This window comes from Bradyrhizobium mercantei, assembly GCF_001982635.1.
GTDB lineage: Bacteria > Pseudomonadota > Alphaproteobacteria > Rhizobiales > Xanthobacteraceae > Bradyrhizobium > Bradyrhizobium mercantei.
Genome location: NZ_MKFI01000005.1, coordinates 207224 through 231394 on the forward strand (window position 1 = coordinate 207224; position 24171 = coordinate 231394).

At 64.9% G+C, this 24171-nt stretch carries 22 protein-coding genes and 1 tRNA gene; 9 read left to right on the forward strand and 14 right to left on the reverse strand.

The window, feature by feature from the left end:
- Positions 1–74 precede the first annotated feature (74 nt).
- From mnmG to BI327_RS23710, 4 genes are all read left to right on the forward strand, one after another.
- Positions 75–1958 (forward strand): tRNA uridine-5-carboxymethylaminomethyl(34) synthesis enzyme MnmG, encoded by a 1884-nt coding sequence (gene mnmG / locus BI327_RS23695; protein ID WP_076863505.1) that lies wholly within the window; start codon positions 75–77, stop codon positions 1956–1958.
- A gap of 131 nt (positions 1959–2089) precedes the next feature.
- Positions 2090–2755, forward strand: coding sequence for a 16S rRNA (guanine(527)-N(7))-methyltransferase RsmG (gene rsmG, locus BI327_RS23700; protein WP_076863506.1), 666 nt, complete (start codon positions 2090–2092; stop codon positions 2753–2755).
- 31 nt (positions 2756–2786) lie between these two features.
- On the forward strand, positions 2787–3638 hold the full coding sequence (locus BI327_RS23705) for a ParA family protein (RefSeq protein ID WP_076863508.1): 852 nt from the start codon (positions 2787–2789) through the stop codon (positions 3636–3638).
- A 144-nt stretch (positions 3639–3782) separates the two neighbouring features.
- A complete protein-coding gene (locus BI327_RS23710) occupies positions 3783–4673 on the forward strand; it encodes a ParB/RepB/Spo0J family partition protein (RefSeq protein WP_076863510.1) in 891 nt (296 codons plus the stop codon).
- 126 nt (positions 4674–4799) lie between these two features.
- Here BI327_RS23710 and holA read toward each other — a convergent pair whose 3' ends face one another.
- The 7 genes from holA to pheS form a co-directional block, all read right to left on the reverse strand.
- Complete coding sequence (gene holA / locus BI327_RS23715) at positions 4800–5831, reverse strand: DNA polymerase III subunit delta (protein WP_076863512.1); 1032 nt, start codon at positions 5829–5831, stop codon at positions 4800–4802.
- An 8-nt stretch (positions 5832–5839) separates the two neighbouring features.
- A complete protein-coding gene (lptE, locus tag BI327_RS23720) occupies positions 5840–6397 on the reverse strand; it encodes an LPS assembly lipoprotein LptE (RefSeq protein ID WP_076863514.1) in 558 nt (185 codons plus the stop codon).
- Positions 6384–9008 (reverse strand): leucine--tRNA ligase, encoded by a 2625-nt coding sequence (gene leuS, locus BI327_RS23725; RefSeq protein WP_076863516.1) that lies wholly within the window; start codon positions 9006–9008, stop codon positions 6384–6386. Before leuS ends, lptE begins: the two co-directional genes overlap by 14 nt.
- Before the next feature lie 425 nt (positions 9009–9433).
- Positions 9434–10378, reverse strand: a complete 945-nt coding sequence (locus BI327_RS23730; RefSeq protein WP_076863518.1) for an MBL fold metallo-hydrolase — start codon at positions 10376–10378, stop codon at positions 9434–9436.
- A gap of 36 nt (positions 10379–10414) precedes the next feature.
- The gene (locus BI327_RS23735) at positions 10415–11191 is read right to left on the reverse strand and encodes a sulfite exporter TauE/SafE family protein (RefSeq protein WP_076863520.1); all 777 of its coding nucleotides are present in this window, start codon (positions 11189–11191) and stop codon (positions 10415–10417) included.
- Between the two features lie 227 nt (positions 11192–11418).
- The gene (gene pheT / locus BI327_RS23740; protein WP_076863522.1) at positions 11419–13827 is read right to left on the reverse strand and encodes a phenylalanine--tRNA ligase subunit beta; all 2409 of its coding nucleotides are present in this window, start codon (positions 13825–13827) and stop codon (positions 11419–11421) included.
- 115 nt (positions 13828–13942) lie between these two features.
- Positions 13943–15025, reverse strand: a complete 1083-nt coding sequence (gene pheS / locus BI327_RS23745) for a phenylalanine--tRNA ligase subunit alpha (RefSeq protein WP_076864254.1) — start codon at positions 15023–15025, stop codon at positions 13943–13945.
- A 220-nt stretch (positions 15026–15245) separates the two neighbouring features.
- Here pheS and BI327_RS23750 point away from each other — a divergent pair, with 220 nt between their 5' ends.
- Positions 15246–15656, forward strand: a complete 411-nt coding sequence (locus tag BI327_RS23750; protein ID WP_076863523.1) for a hypothetical protein — start codon at positions 15246–15248, stop codon at positions 15654–15656.
- A 63-nt stretch (positions 15657–15719) separates the two neighbouring features.
- On the opposite strand, the gene rplT is transcribed toward BI327_RS23750, so the two are convergent.
- From rplT to infC, 3 genes are all read right to left on the reverse strand, one after another.
- Entirely contained in the window at positions 15720–16079 is a 360-nt protein-coding gene (rplT, locus tag BI327_RS23755; protein WP_018269297.1) for a 50S ribosomal protein L20, read from the reverse strand.
- 73 nt (positions 16080–16152) lie between these two features.
- Complete coding sequence (gene rpmI / locus BI327_RS23760) at positions 16153–16353, reverse strand: 50S ribosomal protein L35 (RefSeq protein WP_008539890.1); 201 nt, start codon at positions 16351–16353, stop codon at positions 16153–16155.
- Between the two features lie 310 nt (positions 16354–16663).
- Entirely contained in the window at positions 16664–17203 is a 540-nt protein-coding gene (infC, locus tag BI327_RS23765; protein WP_076864255.1) for a translation initiation factor IF-3, read from the reverse strand.
- A gap of 243 nt (positions 17204–17446) precedes the next feature.
- Between infC and BI327_RS23770 the strand changes: the two genes are divergently transcribed.
- Together BI327_RS23770 and BI327_RS23775 are read left to right on the forward strand one after the other, a co-directional pair.
- Positions 17447–18280, forward strand: coding sequence for an alpha/beta hydrolase (locus BI327_RS23770; protein WP_076863525.1), 834 nt, complete (start codon positions 17447–17449; stop codon positions 18278–18280).
- Between the two features lie 134 nt (positions 18281–18414).
- The gene (locus tag BI327_RS23775; protein ID WP_076863526.1) at positions 18415–18885 is read left to right on the forward strand and encodes a nuclear transport factor 2 family protein; all 471 of its coding nucleotides are present in this window, start codon (positions 18415–18417) and stop codon (positions 18883–18885) included.
- Positions 18886–18988: 103 nt separating this feature from the next.
- Here BI327_RS23775 and BI327_RS23780 read toward each other — a convergent pair whose 3' ends face one another.
- Genes BI327_RS23780 through BI327_RS23790 form a run of 3 tightly spaced genes read right to left on the reverse strand, consistent with a single transcriptional unit; the run spans position 18989 to position 21649 of the window.
- Positions 18989–19786: an acyl-CoA thioesterase domain-containing protein gene (locus tag BI327_RS23780; protein WP_076863528.1), complete on the reverse strand. Its 798-nt coding sequence runs from the start codon at positions 19784–19786 to the stop codon at positions 18989–18991.
- Between the two features lie 34 nt (positions 19787–19820).
- Entirely contained in the window at positions 19821–21008 is a 1188-nt protein-coding gene (gene queG, locus BI327_RS23785) for a tRNA epoxyqueuosine(34) reductase QueG (RefSeq protein ID WP_076863530.1), read from the reverse strand.
- Positions 20957–21649, reverse strand: coding sequence for a glutathione S-transferase family protein (locus BI327_RS23790; RefSeq protein WP_021082574.1), 693 nt, complete (start codon positions 21647–21649; stop codon positions 20957–20959). Before BI327_RS23790 ends, queG begins: the two co-directional genes overlap by 52 nt.
- A gap of 264 nt (positions 21650–21913) precedes the next feature.
- Between BI327_RS23790 and BI327_RS23795 the strand changes: the two genes are divergently transcribed.
- On the forward strand, positions 21914–22720 hold the full coding sequence (locus BI327_RS23795) for an undecaprenyl-diphosphate phosphatase (protein WP_076863532.1): 807 nt from the start codon (positions 21914–21916) through the stop codon (positions 22718–22720).
- Positions 22721–22887: 167 nt separating this feature from the next.
- On the opposite strand, the gene BI327_RS23800 is transcribed toward BI327_RS23795, so the two are convergent.
- The gene (locus tag BI327_RS23800) at positions 22888–23856 is read right to left on the reverse strand and encodes a complex I NDUFA9 subunit family protein (protein WP_076864256.1); all 969 of its coding nucleotides are present in this window, start codon (positions 23854–23856) and stop codon (positions 22888–22890) included.
- 148 nt (positions 23857–24004) lie between these two features.
- Between BI327_RS23800 and BI327_RS23805 the strand changes: the two genes are divergently transcribed.
- Positions 24005–24091 (forward strand) — tRNA-Leu (locus BI327_RS23805).
- The last annotated feature ends 80 nt before the right edge of the window (positions 24092–24171 follow it).

Sequence of the window (24171 nt, forward strand, 5' to 3'; positions counted from 1 at the left end):
GACGATCCGGTCTCAGACTGGCCAGCTCAACTTCGTTCTTCCGGCTTTCATCACTCCACGATAGAAGTCCCGCCATGACTTCCAGGGCAGACTCATTTGACGTCATCGTCATCGGCGGCGGCCATGCCGGCTGCGAAGCCGCGAGCGCTTCTGCGCGGATGGGCGCCAAGACGGCCTTGGTGACTCATCGTTTTGCGACCATCGGTGCGATGTCCTGCAATCCCGCCATCGGCGGGCTTGGCAAGGGCCATCTGGTCCGCGAGGTCGACGCCCTGGACGGCCTGATGGGCCGGGTCGCCGACGCCGGCGGCATCCAGTTTCGCATGCTCAATCGGCGCAAGGGTCCGGCGGTCCGCGGGCCCCGGGCGCAGGCCGACCGCAAGCTCTATGCGGCCGCGATGCAGGCCGCGATCACCGAGACCGCGAACCTCAGCGTCATCGAAGGCGAGGCGGATGAGCTGATCGTCGTTGATGGGCGCGTGACCGGCATTCGGCTGGGCGACGGCCGCCAGCTTTCGGCGGGCGCCGTCGTCATCACGACCGGGACCTTTCTGCGTGGTCTGATTCATCTCGGTGAGAAGAACTGGCCGGCGGGCCGGGTCGGCGAGGCGCCGGCCATGGGCCTGTCTGCCTCATTCGAGCGGGCAGGCTTTGTGCTTGGCCGGCTCAAGACCGGGACCCCGCCACGCCTCGACGGCACCACTATCGACTGGTCGGCGGTCGAAATGCAGCCCGGAGACGATCCGCCGGAGCCGTTTTCGGTCATGACCGACCGGATTACGACCCCACAGATCCAGTGCGGCATCACCCGGACCACGCCGGCGACCCATGAGGTGATCCGGGCCAATGTGCATCGCTCGCCGATGTATTCCGGCCAGATCAAGAGCTCCGGACCGCGCTATTGTCCCTCGATCGAGGACAAGATCGTCCGCTTTGGCGATCGCGACGGGCATCAGATCTTCCTGGAGCCGGAAGGGCTCGACGACAGCACGGTCTATCCGAACGGCATCTCGACCTCGCTGCCGGAAGAGGTCCAGCTCGCGATCCTCGCCAGCATTCCCGGCCTCGAGCGGGTGAAGATGGTCCGGCCGGGCTATGCCATCGAATACGACCATGTCGATCCGCGCGAGCTCGATCCGACGCTCGAGACCAAGCGTCTGCGCGGGCTTTTCCTGGCAGGTCAGATCAACGGCACCACGGGTTACGAAGAGGCGGCGGGGCAGGGCATCGTTGCTGGCCTCAATGCCGCTCTGGCTGCCGGCGGCACCGAGCCGGTCGTGTTCGACCGCGCTGACGGCTATCTCGGCGTGATGATCGACGACCTCGTGACCCGCGGGATCACCGAGCCCTATCGGATGTTCACCTCGCGCGCCGAGTACCGGCTGACGCTGCGGGCTGATAATGCCGACCAGCGGCTGACCGACAAGGGCATAGCGCTCGGATGCGTCGGGACGGCTCGTGCGGAACGTCATCGGACCAAGATGGCGGCGCTGGATGCGGCCAAGACCTTGGCGAAGTCGCTTGCGATCACGCCGAATGAGGCCGCCAAGCACGGGCTCGCGCTCAATCGCGACGGTAATCGCCGATCCGCCTTTGAATTGCTGGCCTATCCCGAGATCGAATGGCCGGCGGTCCAGGCAATCTGGCCGGAGCTGTCGGCCATTGACCCCGCGATCGCGGTGCATCTCGAGATCGACGCCAAATACGATGTCTATCTGAAGCGCCAGACCGCCGACGTCGACGCCTTCCGGCGCGACGAGGGCCTGGTCCTGACCGATGTCGACTATGCCGACGTGCCCGGTCTCTCGAACGAGGCGCGTGTCAAGCTGCAGAAGGCGCAGCCGCGGACGGTCGGGCAGGCGGGCCGGATCGATGGCATGACGCCGGCGGCGTTGGGAATTCTGGCCGCCTATCTGCGGCGCGAGGCGCGGCGGAAATCGGCCAAGGCCACCGCCTGACGTTTCACGTGAAACGGCGGCCGCGTCATTGCGAGGAGCGGAAGCGACGAAGCAATCCATCGCTTCCGCAGGTGGCACTATGGATTGCTTCGCTTCGCTCGCAATGACGAGCTCGACCGGCATTCCAGAGAATGGCTCCAGCTCCACAATCCGCCGAACTCAGCGTCTCACTCAAGGACAAGGCCGCGGCCCTCGCCCTCACCCCTGTTTCACGTGAAACAGAGGCGCGGCTCGATCGCTACATCGCCCTCCTCCTCGAATGGCAGGCCAAGACCAATCTCGTCGCGCCGTCGACGCTGCCGAATCTCTGGACTCGCCACGTCTCCGATTCGCTGCAGCTCCTCAGCCTCGCGCCGACCGCGAAGTCCTGGGTCGACCTCGGCAGCGGCGGCGGCTTCCCCGGCGTCGTGCTCGCCTGTGCGCTGGCCGAAATCCCCGGGGCACGGATTCATCTGGTTGAGCGAATCGCCAAGAAGGCCGCATTCTTGCGCGAGGCGATCCGCGTGACGGCGTCTCCGGGGACGGTGCATCTGGCTGACATCGGGGATACTGTGGATAGAATCGCGGGGCCGATCGATTGCGTCACCGCGCGGGCGCTGGCTCCGTTACATCAACTCATCGGCTTTGCGGAGCCGTGGGTCAAAAAGGGCGCCAAGGCGCTGTTTTTGAAGGGTCAAGATGTAGAGGCCGAATTGACCGAGGCCACTAAATATTGGAATATTGGGCCAAAGCTACACTCCAGCCGGACCGGCGGACAGGGCTGGATCGTCGAACTCGGGTCAATCGAGCGGCGCTAGGGGACTCCGCACGAGCAAATGGTATTTTGGTATGACTGTGATGGACGAGGTTTATCAAGAGGATAGGACGTCCCAGCCGCCCGGCCAGCCGCGTATCCTGTCGCTCGCCAACCAGAAGGGCGGCGTCGGCAAGACCACCACAGCGATCAATCTTGGCACCGCACTCGCTGCGATTGGCGAGCGCGTCCTGATCGTCGATCTCGATCCGCAGGGCAACGCCTCGACCGGGCTCGGCATCGATCGCCGCAGCCGCAACTGCTCGACCTACGACGTGCTGATCGGCGAAGCGCCGCTGCGCGATGCGGTGGTCGCGACCGCGGTGCCGCGGCTGCACATCGCAGCCTCCACCATGGACCTCTCCGGCCTCGAGCTCGAGCTCGGCACCACGCCGGGCCGCGCCTTCCGGCTGCGCGATGCGATCGCCGGGCTGAACAACAATGTGTCGCCGGAAGCCGACTACACCTACGTGCTGATCGACTGCCCGCCCTCGCTCAACCTGCTCACGGTGAATGCGATGGCGGCATCGGACGCGATCCTGGTGCCGCTGCAATGCGAGTTCTTCGCGCTCGAAGGTCTGTCGCAATTGCTGCAGACCGTGGAGCAGGTGCGCTCGACGCTCAATCCGACGCTGTCGATCCACGGCATCGTGCTGACGATGTTCGACTCGCGCAACAACCTCTCCAACCAGGTGGTTGCCGACGTGCGCCAGTTCATGGGCAACAAGGTCTACGAGACCATGATCCCGCGCAATGTGCGCATCTCGGAGGCGCCGTCCTACGGCAAGCCGGTCCTGGTCTACGACCTCAAATGCGCCGGCAGCGATGCGTATCTCAAGCTCGCCACCGAAGTGATCCAGCGCGAGCGCGAGCTGCGCGCGCACTGATGGAAGTGCGTAGGATGGGTGGAGCGAAGCGAACCCCATCGCGGCACTTAACGAGAGTGATGGGTTTCGCCGCGCGCGGCCCATCCTGCGATTCTGAAATTCAAGTCTGGAGTACTGCGCGTGAATCCAAGGGAGCTCGCAACTATGGCCGATGAAGCGCGTTCGCGACTGGGGCGCGGGCTGGCAAGCCTGATCGGAGATGTCGGCGGCGAGGCTGCCGCGCATGTCGAGCGGCCGCGCAACCAGCGCAAGGTGCCGATCGAATTCCTCAAGGCCAACCCGCGCAATCCGCGGCGTACTTTCGCCGATGCCGAGCTCGGCGAGCTCGCCGATTCGATCAAGGCGCGCGGCGTGATCCAGCCGATCGTGGTGCGCGCGATCAAGGGCGCGCAGGATCGCTACGAGATCATCGCCGGCGAGCGCCGCTGGCGCGCCTCGCAACTCGCCGGGCTGCACGAAGTGCCGATCGTGCCGGTCGAGGTCTCCGATTCCGATGCGCTCGAGATCATGATCATCGAGAACGTCCAGCGCGAAGATCTCAATGCGATGGAAGAGGCGCTCGGCTATCACGCGCTCGCCGACGAGTTCAAACGCAGCCAGGAAGACATCGCCAAGATCGTCGGAAAGAGCCGCAGCCATGTCGCCAACATGATGCGGCTGACCAAGCTGCCCGCAGAGGTGCAGGCGCTGATCTCGAAGGGCGATCTCTCCGCCGGCCACGCCCGTGCGCTGATCGGCGTGCCGGATCCGCTCACGGCCGCGAAGCGCATCGTCGCCGAAGGCCTCAACGTCCGTCAGGCCGAGGCGCTGGCGCATGAGGAGGGCGTGCCGGAGCGCAAGCCGCAGAAGGCGCGCAGCGGCAGTGCGGCCAAGGTCGACAAGGATGCCGACACGCTGGCGCTGGAGAAGCGCGTCAGCGACGCGCTCGGCCTCGCCGTCACCGTCAGCCACCGCGATCCCGGCGGCACCGTCCAGATCAATTACCGCAACCTCGAGCAGCTCGACGAGGTGGTGCGGCGGCTCGAGGGCGGTTAGCCCGCGTAGGTTGCTTCCACCGTCATTGCGAGGAGCGTCAGCGACGAAGCAATCCACCTGTCCGCATGCGCGGAGCGATGGATTGCTTCGCTTCGCTCGCAATGACGACCCCAAGGCATAACGATTTCACCCCCGCCGCTTCGCATTCGCCGCGATCGAGAGCAGCGCGCGCTGCGCGATCACGGCGGCGAGCGAGGCCTGCTTGCGCATGTCGAGCGCCGCGGTCGCGAGCTGGTCGATCACGTTCACCAGCCGCGGCGGCGTGAAGTTGCGCAGCGCGATCTCGACCGCCGGCTTGCGCGAGAAGTGCAGCCGCGGGAATCCGCCTTCGAGCACGGTCGACGCCGGCGTGCCGTCCGCGATAGCCAGCGCCGATTTGTGCAGCCACGCGGCCTGGCGCTGCGCGGCCGAGATGATCACGCCGGGATACGTGCCGGCGACCATTGCTTTCGTGAACTCGCTCTCGACCAGCGCGGCGTTGCCGGCGAAGGCGCCATCGACGATCGGATCGAGCTTCAGCTCGGAGGCGTCGGAGACCACGGTCATCACGTCGTCGAGCGTGATCTCGCCCTTGCCATGCGCGAACAGCGCAAGCTTGCGCAGCTCGTTGCGCGAGGCCATGCGGTCGCCGCCGAGCAGCGACATCAGCACCGCGCGCGCATCGCCGGCGAGGCGCAGATTCGACACCCCTAACTCGTCCTCGATCAGCTTGGTCAGATCGCGCTCGGTGTCAGGATAGCAGCCGATCGCCACCGCGTTCTTGGCGCGCTCGCAGATCTTGCGCAGCGGCGATTCCGGCCTGAGCTCGCCGGCTTCGATCACGATGCGGCAATCCTTCAACGCTGGGGTCTCGGTCAGCGTCTCGACGCCGCTTGAGAAATTGCGCGAGCCGGCGCGGACGCGGATGGCGCGGCGGCCGCCGAACAGCGGCACCGTCATCGCTTCATCGACCAGCCGCGACGGCTCGGCGGCGAGCTCATCGCCATCGAGCCGCACCAGCGAGAATGGATCATTGGGATCGTCGACGGCGGAGGCCATCAGCGCGTCGGCTCGCTCGCGCACCAGGCCGAGGTCCGGACCGTACAGCAGGATGATCGGACGGCCGGCGTCAGGCCGGGCGAGGAAACTGTCGATCTCTTTTCCGCGAAGTGCTGCCAATGCGGCGATCAGGTTCCGGTGGAGAAGAAGGAGGCGAGCCGGGTCTGGATGTTGTCGGCGATCTCCTGCGCCGCGCGGTCCTCGGCGTCGCGGAAGGCGCGGGCGCGGGCAAAGCGCTGGTAGGAGCCCGGCATGTCATAGGACACGCGCGAGAAGGTGGTGCCGGTCATGACCGACTTGTTCGACGCAATCTCGATCAGGTTGAACTGGGCGTCGATGCCGTAATTCTCGCTGGTCGGCAGCGCGGTGGTCGGGTCGATCATCAGCGAGGAGCGGCTGGTGTTGAAGCGCAGCACCAGCCGGTGCGTCGGCGGCAGACCGGTCGCGGTGCCGTAGAGCTTGAAGGCCAGCGCGTTGCGGACCTCGACGCCGACCCGGGCCTCGCGGGAGGCGTTCGGCTTGTCGACCGGCGGAACCTCGACGCCCATCAGCTTTTCGCGCAGGGCGGACGACTGGCCGTCGAGGGTGCGCTCGGCGTACATCGGCTGGAAGCATCCGGCCGTCAGCGCGGCCAAGGCGGCCACGGCCACGAGCCGGGCGGCGATCCCAATCCTAGCCGACAACATTGACGATCCTCATGGGCACCACGATCACCTTGCGGACGGCTTTGCCGCCCAAGGCGGCTTTTACCGCATCGAGCGCCAAAACGGCAGCCTCTATATCCGCATTTTGGGCGGTGCGTGGCACGGTAACATCACCTCGTTTTTTACCGTTGACCTGGACGACGAGGGTCACGCTGTCTTCGACCAGCAAATCGCGTTCGATTTGCGGCCAATCGGCCTCGGAGACCAGCCCGGTCTGGCCCAGAACCACCCAGCATTCCTCGGCCAGATGCGGCATCATCGGCGAAAACAGCTGGACCAGGATGGTCGCGGCTTCCCGAACGGCCCAGGCGATGTCGGCCGCCGGCTTGTCGCCCTTCGCCAGCACCTCGGACAGCGCGTTGGCGAATTCGCGGATATGGGCGAGACAGACGTTGAAATGCAGCCGTTCGATCCCGGACGAGACCTTGTCGAGCGCGCCATGAGCCGCCTTGCGCAACGCCAGCGCCTCGGGACCAAAGGTTGCCGGCCGGGCCGCGGGGGCGGATTTGGCGATTTCGGCCGATTCGTTGACCAGCCGCCACAGCCGCTGCACGAAGCGGGAGGCGCCCTGCACGCGTTCGTCGCTCCAGATCACGTCGCGATCCGGCGGCGAGTCCGACAGCATGAACCAGCGCGCGACGTCGGCGCCATAGCTCGCGATGATGTCGTCGGGGTCGACGGTGTTCTTCTTCGACTTCGACATCTTCTCGATCGGGCCGATCGCGATGTCCTCGCCGGTCGCCAGCAGCACCGCGCGGCGGTCATTGCCGGCGATCTCGACCTTCACCTCGGCCGGCGTGACCCAAGAGCCGTCGGCCTTCTGGTAGGTCTCGTGCACCACCATGCCCTGGGTGAACATGCCGGCGAATGGTTCACTCATGTCGATGTGGCCGGTCGCCTTCATCGCCCGGGTGAAGAAGCGGCTGTAGAGCAGATGCAGGATCGCATGCTCGACGCCGCCGATATACTGGTCGACCGGCATCATCCGGTTGGCGACCGCGGGCGTGGTCGGCGCGGTCGTGTTCCACGGGTCGGTGAAGCGCGCGAAGTACCAGGACGAGTCCACGAAGGTGTCCATCGTGTCGGTTTCGCGCACCGCCTTGCCGCCGCACTTCGGGCAGCTGACGTGCTTCCAGGTCGGATGATGGTCGAGCGCGTTGCCGGGCTTGTCGAAGCTCACATCCTCCGGCAGCGTCACCGGCAGCTGGTCGTCGGGCACCGGCACCACGTCGCACTTGGGACAGTGGATCACCGGGATCGGGCAGCCCCAATAGCGCTGACGCGAAATGCCCCAGTCGCGCAGGCGGAAATTCACCTGCCGCTCGCCGACCGGCGCATTGCCGCGCAGCTCTGCTTCCAGACGCTTCGCGACCTCTTCCTTAGCCTGATCGATGGTCATGCCGTCGAGGAAGCGCGAATTGATCATGCGGCCGTCGCCGTCATAGGCGACATCCGTGATCACGAAGGTCTTCGGGTCCTGGCCCTCGGGGCAGACCACCGGCACGTTGCCGAGATCGTATTTGTTGACGAAGTCGAGGTCGCGCTGGTCGTGCGCCGGGCAGCCGAAGATCGCGCCGGTGCCGTATTCCATCAGCACGAAGTTCGCGACATAGACCGGCAGCTTCCAGCTCGGATCGAACGGGTGCACCGCCTTGATGCCGGTGTCGAAACCCTGCTTCTCGGCGGTGTCGATGATCGACTGCGCGGTGCCGATCTTCTTGATGTCGGCGATGAACTCCGCGAGCTTGGGGTTCTTGGCGGCAGCCGCCTGCGCCAGCGGATGATCCGCCGAGATCGCCATGAACTTGGCGCCGAACAGCGTGTCCGGCCGGGTCGTGAAGATCTTCAGCTCGGTCTCGCCGGCCGGTGTGGTGGCCGCATCAAGCGCGAAGCGGACCAGCAGGCCCTCGGAGCGGCCGATCCAGTTGCGCTGCATCAGCCGCACCTTGTCGGGCCAGCGATCGAGGCCATCCAGCGCCTCCAGCAGCTCCTGCGAGTATTTCGTGATCTTGAAGACCCACTGGCTCATCTCGCGCTGTTCGACAACAGCGCCCGAGCGCCAGCCGCGGCCATCGATCACCTGCTCGTTAGCGAGCACGGTCATGTCGACCGGATCCCAGTTCAGCTTGCGCTTCTCGCGCTCGGCGAGACCGGCGGCCAGCATGTCCAGGAACATCTTCTGCTGATGCTTGTAGTAGCTGGGGTCGCAGGTCGCGAATTCTCTGCTCCAGTCGAGCGACAGCCCGATCGACCGCAGCTGCTTCTTCATCGCCGCGATGTTGTCGTAGGTCCAGGCCTTCGGCGCCACCTTGCGCTCGATCGCGGCATTCTCCGCCGGCAGGCCGAACGCATCCCAGCCCATCGGATGCAGCACGTTGTAGCCCCTCGCGCGCATGAAGCGAGCCAGCACGTCGCCGAGCGTGTAATTGCGGACATGACCGATATGGATGCGCCCCGACGGGTAGGGGAACATCTCGAGGACGTAGTATTTCGGCCGCTTATCGTCGTTCTTGGAGGCGAAGATCGCCTTTTCGTCCCACAGGCGTTGCCAGCGGGGTTCGGATTCACGGGCGTTGTAGCGTTCGGCGGTCATGAAATCGCAGGGATTTTAGTGGCTTTGGGTGGTTTTCGGGTCCCATCCGGGGACGGCGGACTAGGCCACAAAAGCGCCTGCGGGGTCAACGGGTTGGGGTCTGCCAAATGCTCATGCCTTACCGCCGCCGCGGGGTAGGAGTGGCCAGGGCGGGGCACCTGCCAGGAACCCGTTCAGTCGTCACCCGGCTTGCCGCCTCCGCTGATGCTCCGGCGCGCCTAAGACCGCAAGCCCCGTCGAAGTCTTGGCGTAGACGGGACCGGGTGACCCGGTACGCCGCGGACCATCGGCAGAATAACGGCTGTCTCTGGAATACTGGATCGCCCGGTCGAGCCGGGCGATGACAGCGGGGTTTGAGGCGCGACTGCATTCCTGCTTCGCATGCCCTCAGGTGCACAATTGCGGACCGGGGAATGACGAGGGCCTCACACCGGCAGCTTCAGCTCCATCAGATCCTTCGCCACCACGATCCGGCCCTTGAAATTCGTCTTCACGTCCCTGGTCCAGTCGTCGTCGGTCACTTGCGGATCGTCGCCGGGGACGAAATGGCTCAGCACCAGCGTCTTGACGCCGGCGGCGGCTGCGATGCGGCCGACGTCTTCGGTCGAGGTGTGGCTGTCGAGCAGATGCTTCTTCAGGGTCGCGCCGTTCTTGGTCTTTGCGACCAGCCGATCGACCGCCGGAATGTAAAGGCATTCGTGCACCAGCACGTCGGCGCCCTTGGCGAACTCGGCAAGCTTCGGATTGTAGGCGGTGTCGCTGGAGAACACGATGACGCCATCGGGGGTCTCGAACTTGTAAGCGAAGTTGTCCGTGATCGGTGGATGCGGTGTGCGGAACGCGGTGACGGTGACATCTGATGTCTTCAGCACCACGCCGTCGTCGGTGATGTCTTTCGCGATCAGGAGCTTTCGCGGATCGGGCCGGCCTTCGTCCTCGATCCGGGTCTCGACGTCGAACTTGTTCAGCTCCCAATATTCCTTTGTCATCGCCTCGATGCCCTTGGGACCGAACGAATGGATCGGCGTCGAGAGGCCGGCCGCCCAGGCGTTGTAGAACAAATTGCCGTATTCGAGATTGTGATCGGAATGGTGATGGCTGATGAAGATGTACTTCACCGATGGGATCGGCACGCCGGCGCTGACCAGCTGGCGGCTGACGCCCATGCCGCAATCAATGACGAAGGGCGTGTCGTTGACGACGACGAGGTTGGCCGGATTGGACGCGCCGATGCCGACGCGCGGTCCGCCCTTGGTGCCGAGGAACACGATGCGGGTGCGCGGTTTCGCATTTTGCGCGCGCACCACGGGCGCCGCCAGCATGGCGGCGCTACCGAGCGCCAGTTTCAGCGCATTGCGGCGATCGATCATCGTTTCTCTCCCGGGTCTTTTTTGACTGCTGCGAACCTAGCCGCCGCGCAAAATGCCATCAAGCGCCGGCAGGCCGACGATGACGGCGGCCGCTATCAGTGCATAGCAGATCGCACGAAACACCTGCTCGCTGGCCTTGCCGAACAGCGAGGCGCCGAACCAGACGCCGATGCCGTAGATCGGACCCACGATCAGCGAGAACTTGACCGACTCGATCGTGATCAATCCGGTGAACCAGTAGCTGACCAGCGAGAAGAAATCCGAGGCGCCGAAGAACAGCACGATGTTGGCGCGCGAGATCACCGACGAGATCGGGCGTCCCAGCCAGTAGGCGACGATCGGCGGGCCGCCGGTCTGCGCGAGGCCGCTGCAGAAGCCGGAGAGGCCGCCGACGCCGATCGAGAGCGCGGTGTGGTCCTTGCCGTGATAGCGCCAGCCCGACAGCAGCAGCACGAGCAGCGCCGCGACGAAGCAGGAGATGATCCAGCGCGTGGTCACGGGCTCGAGCACGGTCAGGAAATAGGTGCCGATGGGAACGCCGACCAGCGCGCCGGCGACCATCACGGCGGTGGCCTTGCGATCGGCATGGGTCCAGGCGTTCGGCAGCAGCGGCGTCGCAGCGACGAAGTCGATGATCAGCAGCAGTGCCGCCACCAGCCGCGGCGCCGCGACGCTGCTCGCCAGCGGCATGAAGATCAGCGCCGAGCCGAAGCCCGAGAAGCCGCGTGCCGTGCCCGATACAAACGCGATCGCGCAGATCGCAAGCGCGATGCTGGTCGAGATGTCGGAGGGGATGAGGGTGAGGGAGGTCATGGGAAGGCAATGAGGTTCAACTAGCTACGCGAAAATTGCACTCATGCCGAAAGGCCATTCTATTGGACCCGTCATCCCCGTGCGAAGGCTTTGCCTTCGTCGCTGGAGGTGCGAGCGAAGCGAGCCTCGAAGGATGCACGGCCACAGACGGGCCGTCGATCCTTCGAGACGCGCGCAAGTGCGCGCTCCTCAGGGTGACGGTGTTCGCTCCGTGCGACTTTGCGGCGTCACGCCCGCAGCGTGCCGCCGGTCTTCTTCGTCACCTCGGCGACGACCTTGGCCGCAACCGCGTCGATCTCCTGGTCGGTCATGGTCTTCTCGCGCGGCTGGATCGTCACCGCGATCGCGATCGACTTCTTGTCGGGATCGATGCCCTTGCCCTCATAGACGTCGAACACGGTGACGTCAGTGACCAGCTTCTTGTCGACGTTCTGCGCCGCGCGGACGATGTCGCCCGCCTTGACGCTGCGATCGACGATGAAGGCGAAATCGCGCGACACCGTCTGGAATGCCGAGAGCTCCAGCACCGGCTTGGCGCGCGTCGCCCGCTGCTTGCCTTGCGGGATACGCTCGAGGATCACCTCGAACACGATCATCGGGCCGTCGGCGCCGAGCGCCTCGGCCGCACGCGGATGCAACTCGCCGAACCAGCCGAGCACATTCTGCGGCCCGATCTGGATGGTGCCGGAGCGTCCGGGATGCAGCCAGGCAGGCCCTCCCGGCACGATCTGCAGCGCCTGCATCGGCGCGCCGGCGGCCGCCAGCACGGCGAAGGCGTCGGCCTTGGCATCCATCGCATCCGCCGTGGCCGAGCCGGTCCAGTGCCGTCCCAGCCCGTTCGACGAGGCGTAGCCGTGGCGTACGCCCGAAGCTGCCACCAGCTGGTCCTCGGGCTTGTCGCCGCGGAACACCTGGCCGACCTCGAACAGCGCGACATCGGAAGTGCCGCGATTGATATTGGCCTGAACGGCGGCGACGAGGCCGGGCAGCAGGCTCGGCCGCATGTCGGAGAGGTCGGCTGCGATCGGATTGGCGAGCACGAGCTCGCTCTGGCCGCCGCCGAACAGTTTTGCCGCATCATTGGTGATGAACGACCAGGTGACGGCTTCCACCATGCCGCGGGCCCCGAGCGCGCGCTTGGCGCGGCGGGTGCGCAGCTGCATCGGCGTCAGCACCGGCTTGCGCGGCTCTTCGCCACGCTCGAACGGCGTCATCGGCACCTTGTCGACGCCGACAATGCGCACGATCTCCTCGACGATATCGGCCTTGCCCTGCACGTCGGTGCGCCAGGACGGGATTGCGATCTTCACGACCGGGCCGTTGCCGGCCAGCATGAAGCCGAGCCGGGTGAGGATCAGCTTGACCTCGACCAGCGGCACCTCGATGCCGGCAAGACGCTTCACCTCGCTGAGCGGGAAATCGATGATGCGATCCTCGCCGAACTGCTTGCCGACCACGACGTTCTCGGACGGCGTGCCACCGCACAATTCCAGCACCAGTCTGGTCGCGAGCTCGAGCCCGGGCACCATGAAGGCCGGATCGACGCCGCGCTCGAAGCGATAGCGCGCGTCCGAATTGATGCCGAGCTTGCGGCCGGTCTGCGCGATGTTGATCTCGTTCCAGAGCGCCGATTCGATCAGTACGTCTGTCGTGTTGTCGTCGCAGCCCGAGGCCTCGCCGCCCATGATGCCCGCGAGCGATTCGACGCCGTGCTCGTCGGCGATCACGCAGATGTTGCTGTCGAGCGTGTAGGTACGGCCATCGAGCGCCAGCAGCGTCTCGCCGTCCCTGGCACGTCGGACGGTGAGGTTGCCCTGCACCTTCTTGGCGTCGAACACGTGCAGCGGGCGGGCGCGGTCGTAGGTCATGAAGTTGGTGATGTCGACCAGCGCGTTGATCGGGCGCAGGCCGATCGAGGTCAGCCGCTTCTGCAGCCATTCCGGCGACGGACCGTTCTTGACGCCGCGCACCAGCCGTAGCGCGAAGCCCGGGCACAGCGTGGCGTCTTCCACCTTCACCTCGACCGGGCAGGCGAATTCGCCCCTGATCGGCTTGATGCCGGGATCCCTGAACTTGCCCATGTCGGCGGCGGCGAGATCGCGCGCGATGCCGTGCACGCCGGTGCAGTCCTGCCGGTTCGGCGTCAGATTGATCTCGATGACGGGATCGCCGAGCCCGGCCCAGTCAGCATAGCCCTTGCCGAGCGGCGCGTCGGTCGGCAGCTCCATGATGCCGTCATGGTCTTCGGAGATCTGCAATTCGGCGGCCGAGCACAGCATGCCGCGGCTCTCGACACCGCGGATCGTGCCGATGCCGAGCGTGATGTCCTTGCCGGGGATGTAGGTGCCGGGCGGCGAGAACACGCTGATCAGCCCGGCGCGCGCATTCGGCGCACCGCACACCACCTGCACCGGCGCGCCGCCGTCACCGGTGTCGACCATGCAGACCCGCAGCCGGTCGGCATTCGGATGCTGCTCGGCCGAGATCACGCGCGCGATGGTGAACGGCGAAAGCGCCTTCGCCTTGTCCTCGATGTTCTCGACCTCGAGCCCGATCATGGTGAGCTTGTCGGCGAGCTTGTCGAGCGGCTCGTCGGTCTCGAGATGTTCCTTCAGCCAGGAGAGGGTGAACTTCACGGCTGCATGCCTCGGTTCTTGTTGGTGTTGACTACTTGCGCCGGCGGTAGGGCTCCCTCCCCCGCAAGGGGGGAGGGAACGGAGAGAGCGCGCCGTGGGTCAAGGAGAACCAGACTCACGAACTCAATCCCCCCGCGATGGTCGGGATGTCGAGCGGCTTGAAGCCGTAATGGTTGAGCCAGCGGACGTCGTTCTCGAACAGCTGGCGGAGATCGGCGATGCCGTATTTCAGCATCGTGATGCGGTCGAGGCCCATGCCCCAGGCAAAACCCTGGTAGACGTCGGGATCGATGCCGCAGGCGCGCAGCACGTTCGGGTGCACCATGCCGCAGCCGAGGATCTCCATCCAGTCCTCGCCCTCGCCGAAGCGGATCTCGCCCTTGTCGCGACGGCACTGGATGTCGACCTCGAGCGACGGCTCGGTGAACGGGAAGAACGACGGCCGGAACCGCATGTTGATGTGGTCGACCTCGAAGAACGCCTTGCAGAACTCGTGCAGGATCCATTTGAGGTGGCCGAGATGCGAACCCTTGTCGATCACGAGCCCTTCGACCTGGTGGAATTGCGGCGTATGCGTCGCATCGGAGTCGATGCGATAGGTGCGGCCCGGGCAGATGATGCGGATCGGCGGCTTCTGGCTCAGCATCGTGCGCACCTGCACCGGCGAGGTGTGGGTACGCAGCAGCATGCGCGAGCCGTCGTCCTTCGGATTGAAGAAGAAGGTGTCGTGCATCTCGCGAGCAGGATGCCCGATCGGGAAGTTCAGCTTGGTGAAGTTGTAATCGTCGGTCTCGATGTCGGGACCTTCGGCGATCGCAAAACCCATGTCGGCGAAGATGGTGTTGACCTCGTCGAACACCTGGCTCAGCGGATGGATGCGGCCGGTCTCGGCCGGTGCCTCGCGCAGCGGCAGCGTGACGTCGATGGTCTCGGCGGCGAGGCGCGCATCGAGCGCGGCCGCCTTCAGCACGTCGCGCCTGGCTGCGAGCGCCTGCGTCACCGCATCCTTGGCGAGGTTGATCTTCGCGCCCTCGGTCTTGCGCTCCTCCGGCGACATCTTGCCGAGGGTGGCGAGCAAGGCCGAGATCGAGCCCTTCTTGCCGAGCGCCGAGACCCGCACCGCCTCGAGAGCGGCTTCGTCAGCGGCCGAGGCGATCTGGTCGAGGATGGATTGTTCGAGCGTTGCGAGGTCGGACACGGTCAATTCCTGCGCTTGAGCGGAGCATGGCCTGGCGGGAAGAACCGGGAAGCGAACCGGCCTCCGCCTTGCGGACCACGCGCCAAAATGCGGCTGGGTTGTCGCCGCCCGAAGGCGGTAACGTCAAGCAAAAAGCCGGTCATTTCGCCCTCATGGCCGGCTGCATTGAACCCGGCGCGGAGACCGGGCTACCCAAGGGGAGCTGAAGGAGACCCACGCGATGTTGCTGCGATCTTGCCTGGCCGTGCCGGCGGTCCTGTTGATGCTCGGAACGGCGCAGGCCGCGACCGGGGAATGCCCCGCCAAATCGACCCAGATGGACGACATCATCGCGGAGCTCGAGAAGGCGCCGAGCTGCAACCGCGCGATGAAGGTTTTCGAGGCGTGCGAATACGGCGCCAGCGGTGACGTCCAGTTCGGTGCCGTGGTCGAGAAGAAATGCGAGGCAGACTTCCTGCCCGGCCTCGGAGCGTCGCAGAAGAAGGCCTATGCCAGCCAGCTCAAGCGCTGTGACCACAAATACGACAACGAAAGCGGCACCATGTACCGCTCGTTCACAGCATTCTGCCGGGCGATCGTCGCCCAGCGCTTTTCGCAGAAGGGGCTGAAAGCGGGCTCGAAAGCCCGCTAGGCCTTTTATTTGAGCATGATCTGATCGGAAAACCGGTACCCACTTTTCCGGATCATGCTCAGATCAGGCCGCGAGGGCGGCCTTGGCCTTCTCGGCGATCGCCTGGAACGCCACCGGCTCGTGGATCGCGAGATCCGACAGCACCTTGCGGTCGACGACGACGCCCGACTTGGACAGGCCGTTGATGAACACGCTGTAGGTCATGCCGAACGGACGGACCGCGGCGTTGATACGCTGGATCCAGAGCGCGCGGAAGGTGCGCTTCTTGCGCTTGCGATCGCGGAAGGCGTACTGGCCGGCCTTTTCGACGGCCTGCTTGGCGACGCGGATGGTGTTCTTGCGACGGCCGTAGTAGCCCTTGGCGGCCTTGTAGACTTTCTTGTGCTTGGCGTGAGCGGTCACACCGCGTTTGACGCGAGACATGACGGAAATCCTTGAGATCTAGAAGAGACGGGGCGCCGCGCAGACGCGGCAGGGTTCAAGCGAATGAGCGCGATCAGGCGTTCGGCAAGAAGTACTTCTTGACGTTGTCGCCGTCGGTCTTGAACAGCACGCGGGTGCCGCGGAGCTGACGGATCTGCTTCTTCGTCCGCTTGATCATGCCGTGGCGCTTGCCGCGCTGGGCGTGCATGACCTTGCCAGTGGCGGTCACCTTGAAGCGCTTTTTAGCGCCCGACTTGGTCTTCAACTTGGGCATTTAGCTCTCCTGTGGCACAGCACGAAAATCGCCCCGAGAGGCGTCCGGCCGGCTAAAATGCTCGTTAGAGCGTTGAAAGTGCTGTGGTTTTTTCCGAATTGAAAGAACCTGCACTAGACGTCGCCACGGCAGCCCTTGATCAGCCGGGCGGCGAAGGCCCGGCTTATGACAGAGGATCGGCGGTTTTGCAACGTTTGAAGCCGGAAATCGCGCCCGGATCCGGGTGCGGGGGGCCACTGGCCGCAAAAACGGAAACGGCCCGCCGGGTCATCCCGCGGGCCGTTCCATTCAACAAAGCGACAAATTCGAATTAGCGTGGCGCCAGCACCATCACGACCTGGCGGCCTTCGAACTTCGCGTCCTGCTCGACCTTGGCGAACTCGGCGACGTCGGCCTTCACCTTGTCCAACAGCTTGGTGCCGATCTCCTGGTGCGCCATCTCACGACCGCGGTAGCGCAAGGTGATCTTGACCTTGTCGCCTTCCTCGAAGAAGCGCTGCATCGCGCGCATCTTCACGTCGTAGTCGTGATCGTCGATCATCGGGCGGAGCTTGATCTCCTTGATCTCGACGACCTTCTGCTTCTTGCGGGCCTCGGCGGCCTTCTTCTGCGCGGAATATTTGTACTTGCCGTAGTCCATGATCTTGCAGACCGGCGGACTGACGTTCGGCGAAATCTCGACGAGGTCCATGCCGGCTTCCATGGCCATCTTGATGGCCACCATGGTCTCAACGGTGCCTTTGTTGTCACCGTTGGCATCGATCAGCTGGATCTGCGCGTTGCGAATCTCATCATTGGTGCGCGGCCCGTCTTTGGCGACTGTGGGCGGGGCTCTATTGGGACGGCGAATGGGTAACTCTCCAAAGTTGTGAAAGGGAAGGCGGATATTTTGAAGCAAGACGCTGCGGCGGGCAAGCGAACTCGCTTCCTTATGCGGCAAAACCGTCAATTGCGAGGCATTTTAGCCACGCCCGGCACATATAGCGGGCGCACCCGCTCCGCAAGGCTTAGTGTCAAAGGCTTGGCGTACCGCGGTTGACCGGTGCCGCGCGACGATTGAAAACCAGATCTCTGACACGCGAGTGACCGAACCATGAGCCAAACCGCCGCAGCCGGACAGGAACCCGCCTTCATCGAGGTCGGCGAGGGCAGCGATGCGCGCCGGATCGCGGTGCGCGCCCGCCCCGGCGGCAGTCCCGGCAGCGCAAGTGGTGCGCCCGGCAGCGCAAGCGGCGCGCCGGGCCTGATCTGGCTCGGTGGCTTCAAATCCGACATGACCGGCACCAAGGCGATCGCGCTCGATGCGTGGGCTGCCGAGCACGACCGCGCCTGCGTCAGGTTCGACTATTCCGGCCATGGCGAGTCCAGCGGCGATTTCGTCGACGGCACGATCGGACGCTGGCTCGAGGAGAGCTTTGCGGTGTTCTCGCAGTTCTGCAGCGGGCCGCAGGTCGTGATCGGCTCCTCGATGGGCGGCTGGATGGCGCTGCTGCTGGCGCGCGAGATCGCCAGACGGGGCAATGCGAAGGCACAACTCGCCGGCCTGGTGCTGATCGCGCCGGCGCCCGACTTCACCGAGGAACTGATGTGGAAGTCGTTCTCGCCGGAGATCCGCGCCGAGATCGAGACCAAGGGCATGTGGCTGCGTCCGTCCGAATATGGCGACGGCTCGCCCTATCCGATCACCCGCAACCTGATCGAGGAAGGCCGCAATCACCTGCTGCTCGGAAGCAAGATCGACGTCGGCTGTCCGGTGCGCATCCTGCAGGGTGCGCAGGATCCCGACGTGCCGTGGAAGCACGCCTTCGCGCTGGTGCACCGGCTGCCGGCCGAGGACGTGGTGCTGACCATGATCCAGGACGGCGACCACCGCTTGTCGCGGCCGCAGGACATCGCGCGGATCATCGCCGCGGTGGCGGAGATATAAGCACGCCGCCGCCCTTCGAGACGGCCGCTTCGCGGCCTCCTCAGGGTGACGGCTACGGATAAAGACGTCATCCTGAGATGCGAGCGCTAGCGAGCCTCGAAGGATGGGCCGCGCGCGCGAAGGAGAGACGCCGAATGGACACGACAACAATGCTGCGCGCGTTCTGCGACGCGGTCGAGCAGCGCAAAGGCAAGGCTTTTGCAAGCCTTTTCACCGAGGACGGCGTCTATCATGACGTGTTCTACGGCGCCTTCGAGGGCCACGCGAAGATCGCCGAGATGATCGACGACTGGTTCTACCGGACCGCGACCGATTTCCGTTGGGTGATGCACGATCCCGTCAGCGACGGCACGACGCTCTACGCGCGCTACACGTTCAGCTACCGCTCGACCTTACCCGAAGCCAAGGGGGCGCGTGCGATGTTCGAGGGTGTCGCGATCATGCGGCTGCGCGACGGCAGGATCACGGAGTACCACGAGGTCGCCAACACCGCGCCGGCCTTCGTCGATTTGAATTTCGCGCCGGAACGGATCGCGAAGATCGTCGGCAAGCAGGGCGCCGCGCTACGGGCGCGGCCGGAGATGAAGCGGCATTTGGCCGACTAATTCTCCGTCATTGCGAGGAGCGTCGCGACGAAAGCAATCCATAGGTCCACATTCGCGGAAGCATGGATTGCTTCGCTTCGCTCGCAATGACGACTGAGACCGGTTACGGCGGCGGGGGGTTGGTCATCGGCTTGCGCTGGGCGAGCGCCGCCACGGTCGACGTGCCGATCGGGCCCTGCTCGTCATAGAGCCAGCATTCGCCGATTGCGATGCCGTCTGTGGCGTGATGGTTGACGACCTCGAAGCCGATCCAGTTGGTCACCGGCAAACGGTGCAGATAGATCGTGACGTCGCTGTTGATGTAGCCGAGGCCCTGATCGCCGGCATTGGCAAAGGGGCTCGCGAAATCCGCGCCGGTCGCGACATGGACGAACGGTGTCATCTTCACGCCCTCGACGAGCTCGCGCACCTCGCTCATCCAGAGCCGGCGCTCGCCGAGCGACCCCATGTGACCGACAATCGGCCGCGTCTCCCATTTGCCGTTCATGCCGAGCCTTGGATCGGTCGGCTTCGGAATGTCTGCCGGCGCCGGCACCTGCCAGTTCGGCGGCGACCACACATTGCCGGGCGCATTTTCCGTCCTGCGCAACAGCTGGCACGAAGCGCGCGCCATGCTGGTGCCGCCGGAGACAAACTCGGCCTCGATCATCTTGATGCGCATGCCGTCGCGGACCAGCTTCGTCGTCACCTCGATCGGCGTCGTGATGTTGGGCAGCCGGAACATGTCGACCGTCAGCCGCGCCGGGACGAAATCGTCGGAGCCGTGGCGTTCCTCGATGACGAAGGCGAGCAGGCCGATCACGACGCGGCCGTGCAGTGATTCCGGACTCCACGGTCCGTTGGCAACTGCCGTCGGCATGAAGCCGTCGCCGTGCCTGGTGAAGAAGGGCTGGTTTGTCATGGTCGTTGACCATGACGGGAACGGCGCGATGAAATCAAGAGGCCGCCGCGCGCCACTCCTGCTGCACGCCGATGTCGGGCTCGCCGCCGGCCCGTGAGGCCAGCGCCGCGAATTCGTCGCGCGCCATCAGTTGCGACAGCGCCCACACCGCGGCGCCGCGCACCAGCGGGCTTGCATCGTCGAGCAGGCGCCGTGCTTCGCCGGCGAGGTTCGCATCGCCGGAATTGCCGATCGCGATCAGCACATTGCGGATGAAGCGGTCGCGGCCGATGCGCTTGACCGGCGACTTCGTGAACAGCGCGCGAAACGCCGCGTCGTCGAGCCGCGCGAGATCGGCGAGCGCAGGCGCGCGCAATGCATCGCGCGCGGCGAGCTTCTGCTCGCGTCCGGCTTCGGCGAACTTGTTCCACGGGCACACCGCGAGGCAATCGTCGCAGCCATAGATGCGGTTGCCGATGGCCTTGCGGAATTCGTGCGGGATCGGGCCCTTGTTCTCGATCGTCAGATACGAGATGCAGCGCCGCGCATCGAGCTTGTAGGCGGACGGAAACGCCGCGGTCGGACAGATGTCCTGGCAGGCGCGGCAGCTGCCGCAATGATCCGTGTCGCTTTCGTCGCGCGGCAGCTCGGTCGCCGAATAGATCGCGCCGAGAAACAGCCACGAGCCGAATTCGCGCGAGACGAGATTGGTGTGCTTGCCCTGCCAGCCGACGCCGGCGGCCTGCGCGAGCGGCTTCTCCATCACGGCCGCGGTGTCGACAAACACCTTCACCTCGTCGCCGGTGATCGCGGCGAGCCAGCGCGCCAGGATCTTCAGCCGCTTCTTGATCACGTCGTGATAGTCGTCGCCCTGCGCATAGACCGAGATCGCGCCATGCGACCGGCGCGCGAGGATATCGAGTGGATTGTCGTCGGGCCCGTAGTTGACGCCGAGCATGATGATCGAGCGCACACCGCCCCACAGCACCCGCGGGTCGGCGCGCCGTTCCGGATTGGCCGCAAGCCAGTCCATGTCGCCATGGCCACCCGCGCCGAGGAATTCGAGGAAATATTTCCCGGCCTCACTGGTCGCATCGGGACCGGTGAATCCGATGGCATCGAAGCCGAGCGCGCGTGCCTCGCGCGTGAGTGCCGTCTTGAGATCGGAGGGAGAGAGCCTGACCGCCGGGTTCAGAAGTCGAGGTCCACATAGGTGCGCGATGCCGGCACCCCCGCCAGCCACTCGCTGAGCAGCGGGCGGAACGACGGGCGGGATTTCACCCGCGCGTACCACGACTTTGCCGCGTCGTCCTCGCTCCATGGCACGTCGCCCAGATAGTCGATCGCCGAGAGATGCGCCGCGGCGGCGAGATCCGCGTAGGTGAGGCGGTCGCCGGCGAGATAGTTCCGCGTCTTCGCCAGCCAGCCGATATAGCTCAGATGATAGCGCACATTGACCTTGGCGGCGCGCATGATGTCGGGCGCCGGCGGGCCGCCGCCATTGTCCTCGCTCATGAAGCGCTTGTAGATCCGCTCGGTCACCAGCGGGTTGGAGGCTTCCTCGAAGAACTTTTCGTTGAACCACGCCATCAGCCGGCGCACCTCGACGCGCTCGGCCGAAGACGTCGGCAACAGCCGCCGCTCGCCGGCATCGAGGCCGTGGGTCTCGTCGACATATTCGGCGATGATGGGCGCACCCGGAATCGGCGGAAAGCCCTCGGCGATCAGCACCGGCGTGGTTGCCGCCGGATTGAGCGCGAGGTAGGCCTCGCGCCGCTCCCAGACCCGTTCCTCCACCAGGCGCAGATCGAGGCCATACTCGCCGAGCACGAGGCGGATGAATCGCGAATGCGGACAGAACGGGTGGTGATACAGCGTGTACATGAAGCCCTTGGTAGTTTCGCGGCGCTTAAGAAACCATCAACCTGTGTGACCTGAACCCACAATTTGGCCAGATCTGCACCGGTCGTCTCTATGTCGCGTCAGCACGCAAACCGGTAGCCACCCCCGCAGATGGTGCGGGTCACAAAAACGCTATAGCTCAGCAAATCGGCCGGGTAACCCATTGTTTGACGATTTTTTGCGATTGCGGCCAATGTGCGAATAAGCGAGAAGAATCCGGTTTTTCCACACAGGACAGGCCAGATCATGATGACGGATATGCTGCGGGCGGTGATTCTCGGCATCGTCGAGGGTGTCACAGAGTTCCTGCCGGTCTCTTCGACGGGCCACCTGCTGCTCGCGGAACGCTTCTTCAATCTCGGCGAAGGCAATTTCTGGAAGAGCTTCGCGATCCTGATTCAGCTCGGTGCGATCCTCGCGATCCTCGTGCTCTACTTCACCAAATTGTGGCGCGTCGCGCTCGGCATGTTCTCCAATCCCGACGACCGCCGCTTCGTGATCGGCGTGCTGGTGGCGTTCCTGCCCGCCGTCGTGATCGGCCTGATCGCCGGCAAGTACATCAAGGAATTCCTGTTCAATCCGTGGGTGGTCTGCTTCACGCTGATCGTCGGCGGCGCCGTCCTGCTCTGGGTCGATCAGCTCGATCTCAAGGTCTACGAGGACGATGCGACGCGCTTTCCGCTGTTGATGTATTTCTGGATCGGCGTCGCGCAGTGCCTGGCGATGATCCCAGGCGTGTCGCGCTCCGGCGCCAGTATCGTGGCTGCGATGCTGCTCGGCGCCGACAAGCGCTCGGCGGCGGAATTCTCGTTCTTCCTCGCGATCCCGACCATGGTCGGCGCGTTCGTCTATGATTTTTACAAGAACCGCGCCGACTTCACGTCAGACAATCTCAGCGTGATCGCGGTCGGTTTCGTGGTGTCGTTCATCACGGCGATGATCGTGGTGCGGGCATTCCTCAACTTCGTCACCCGCCGCGGCTTCACCTTCTTTGCCTGGTGGCGCGTGATCGTCGGCACGCTCGGCCTGATCGCGCTGGCGATGGGCCGGTAAGGCATTCTCCGCTGTCGTCCCCGCCTAGTGCGCAATTGCGCACGGGAGCAGGGACCCATAACCACGGCTTTCTCAGGGGCGCAGGGCTGTGGCCCCAGCGTCCTGCATCTCGGGCATTTGTGGTTATGGGTTCTGGCTTTCGCCAGGACGACAGGGGAAAGGGCGGCCTACGCGCTCTTCTTCTGGAACTGGCCCGTCGCGCGGAAGCGCCAGAGATATTGCGGGGCGACGGCTTCCATCGAGTCCGGCGTGATGCCGAGGCCCGCAAAGGTCAGGCCGGCGGCCTTGGCGGCGTCGGACACCACATTGTCCACGCGCAGCATCGCGACCTGGTCCGGGGTCAGGGTGAACGGCCCGGGCGCAAATTGCAGGAAGTACGACTGCAGCTTGGCGAGACCGAACGGCAGCGGCGCCAGCATGCGGTCGCGCTGGGTGATCTGGAGGATGATCTCCATCACCTCGCGCATGGTCAGCACTTCCGGCCCGCCGAGCTCGTAGGTCGCGCCCGCCTTCGCTTTGCCGTCGACGGCATCGGCCACCGCGTCCGCGACGTCGGCGACATAGGCCGGCTGCACCGTGTTGACGCCACCGCCGACCAGCGGCAGCACCGGCGAGATCCGCGCCAGCGCCGCGAAGCGGTTGGTGAACTGATCCTCGGGCCCGAACAGCAGCGACGGCCGCATGATGGTGGCCGACGGCAGGGCCGCCTGCACCGCCTTCTCGCCCTCCGCCTTGGCGCGGAAATAACCCGACGGCGAATCCGCATCGGCCCCGATCGCCGAGACATGGACCATCCGGGCGCCGTTTGCAGCCGCGGCCTTGGCGATGGTCTCGGCGCCCTTCACCTGCACGGCGTCAAAGCTCTGCCCGCCGCCCTCGGCCAGGATGCCGACCAGGTTGATGGCGATATGCGAATCACGCATCGCCGCCTCGACCGAGGCCGGGTAGCGCACATTGGCCTGGACGGCGTGAATCTGCCCGACCCGGCCGAGTGGCTGCAGATGGCCGGCCAGTTCGGGCCGCCGCACCGCGACTCGCACGCGGTAATCGCGCTTGCAGAGCGCCCGGACCACGTTCCGTCCCAGAAAACCCGATCCGCCGAAGACCGTGACGAGCGTTTCCAGGTTCGATGCCATGAGGTCCATTCCTGCCGGATTCGAGAGCGATTGAGCGCATTTACCGCTTCTCGCGATACGCCATCAGCCCAATCCTGTACAGGCTATTTGATTTTTCGATCGCGAATTTGACAAGCGCGTAACCGATCCTTACTAAGCCGCTCCACATGCCCAGGTGGCGGAATTGGTAGACGCGCTGGCTTCAGGTGCCAGTGGCTTAACGGCCGTGAAGGTTCGAGTCCTTTCCTGGGCACCACCTCATCTAAAACGCTAATGCGTTCAAGAAGATGAGCTGACGCAGCGGTTTCTGCCTCTCGTACAGGTACACACGAGAGG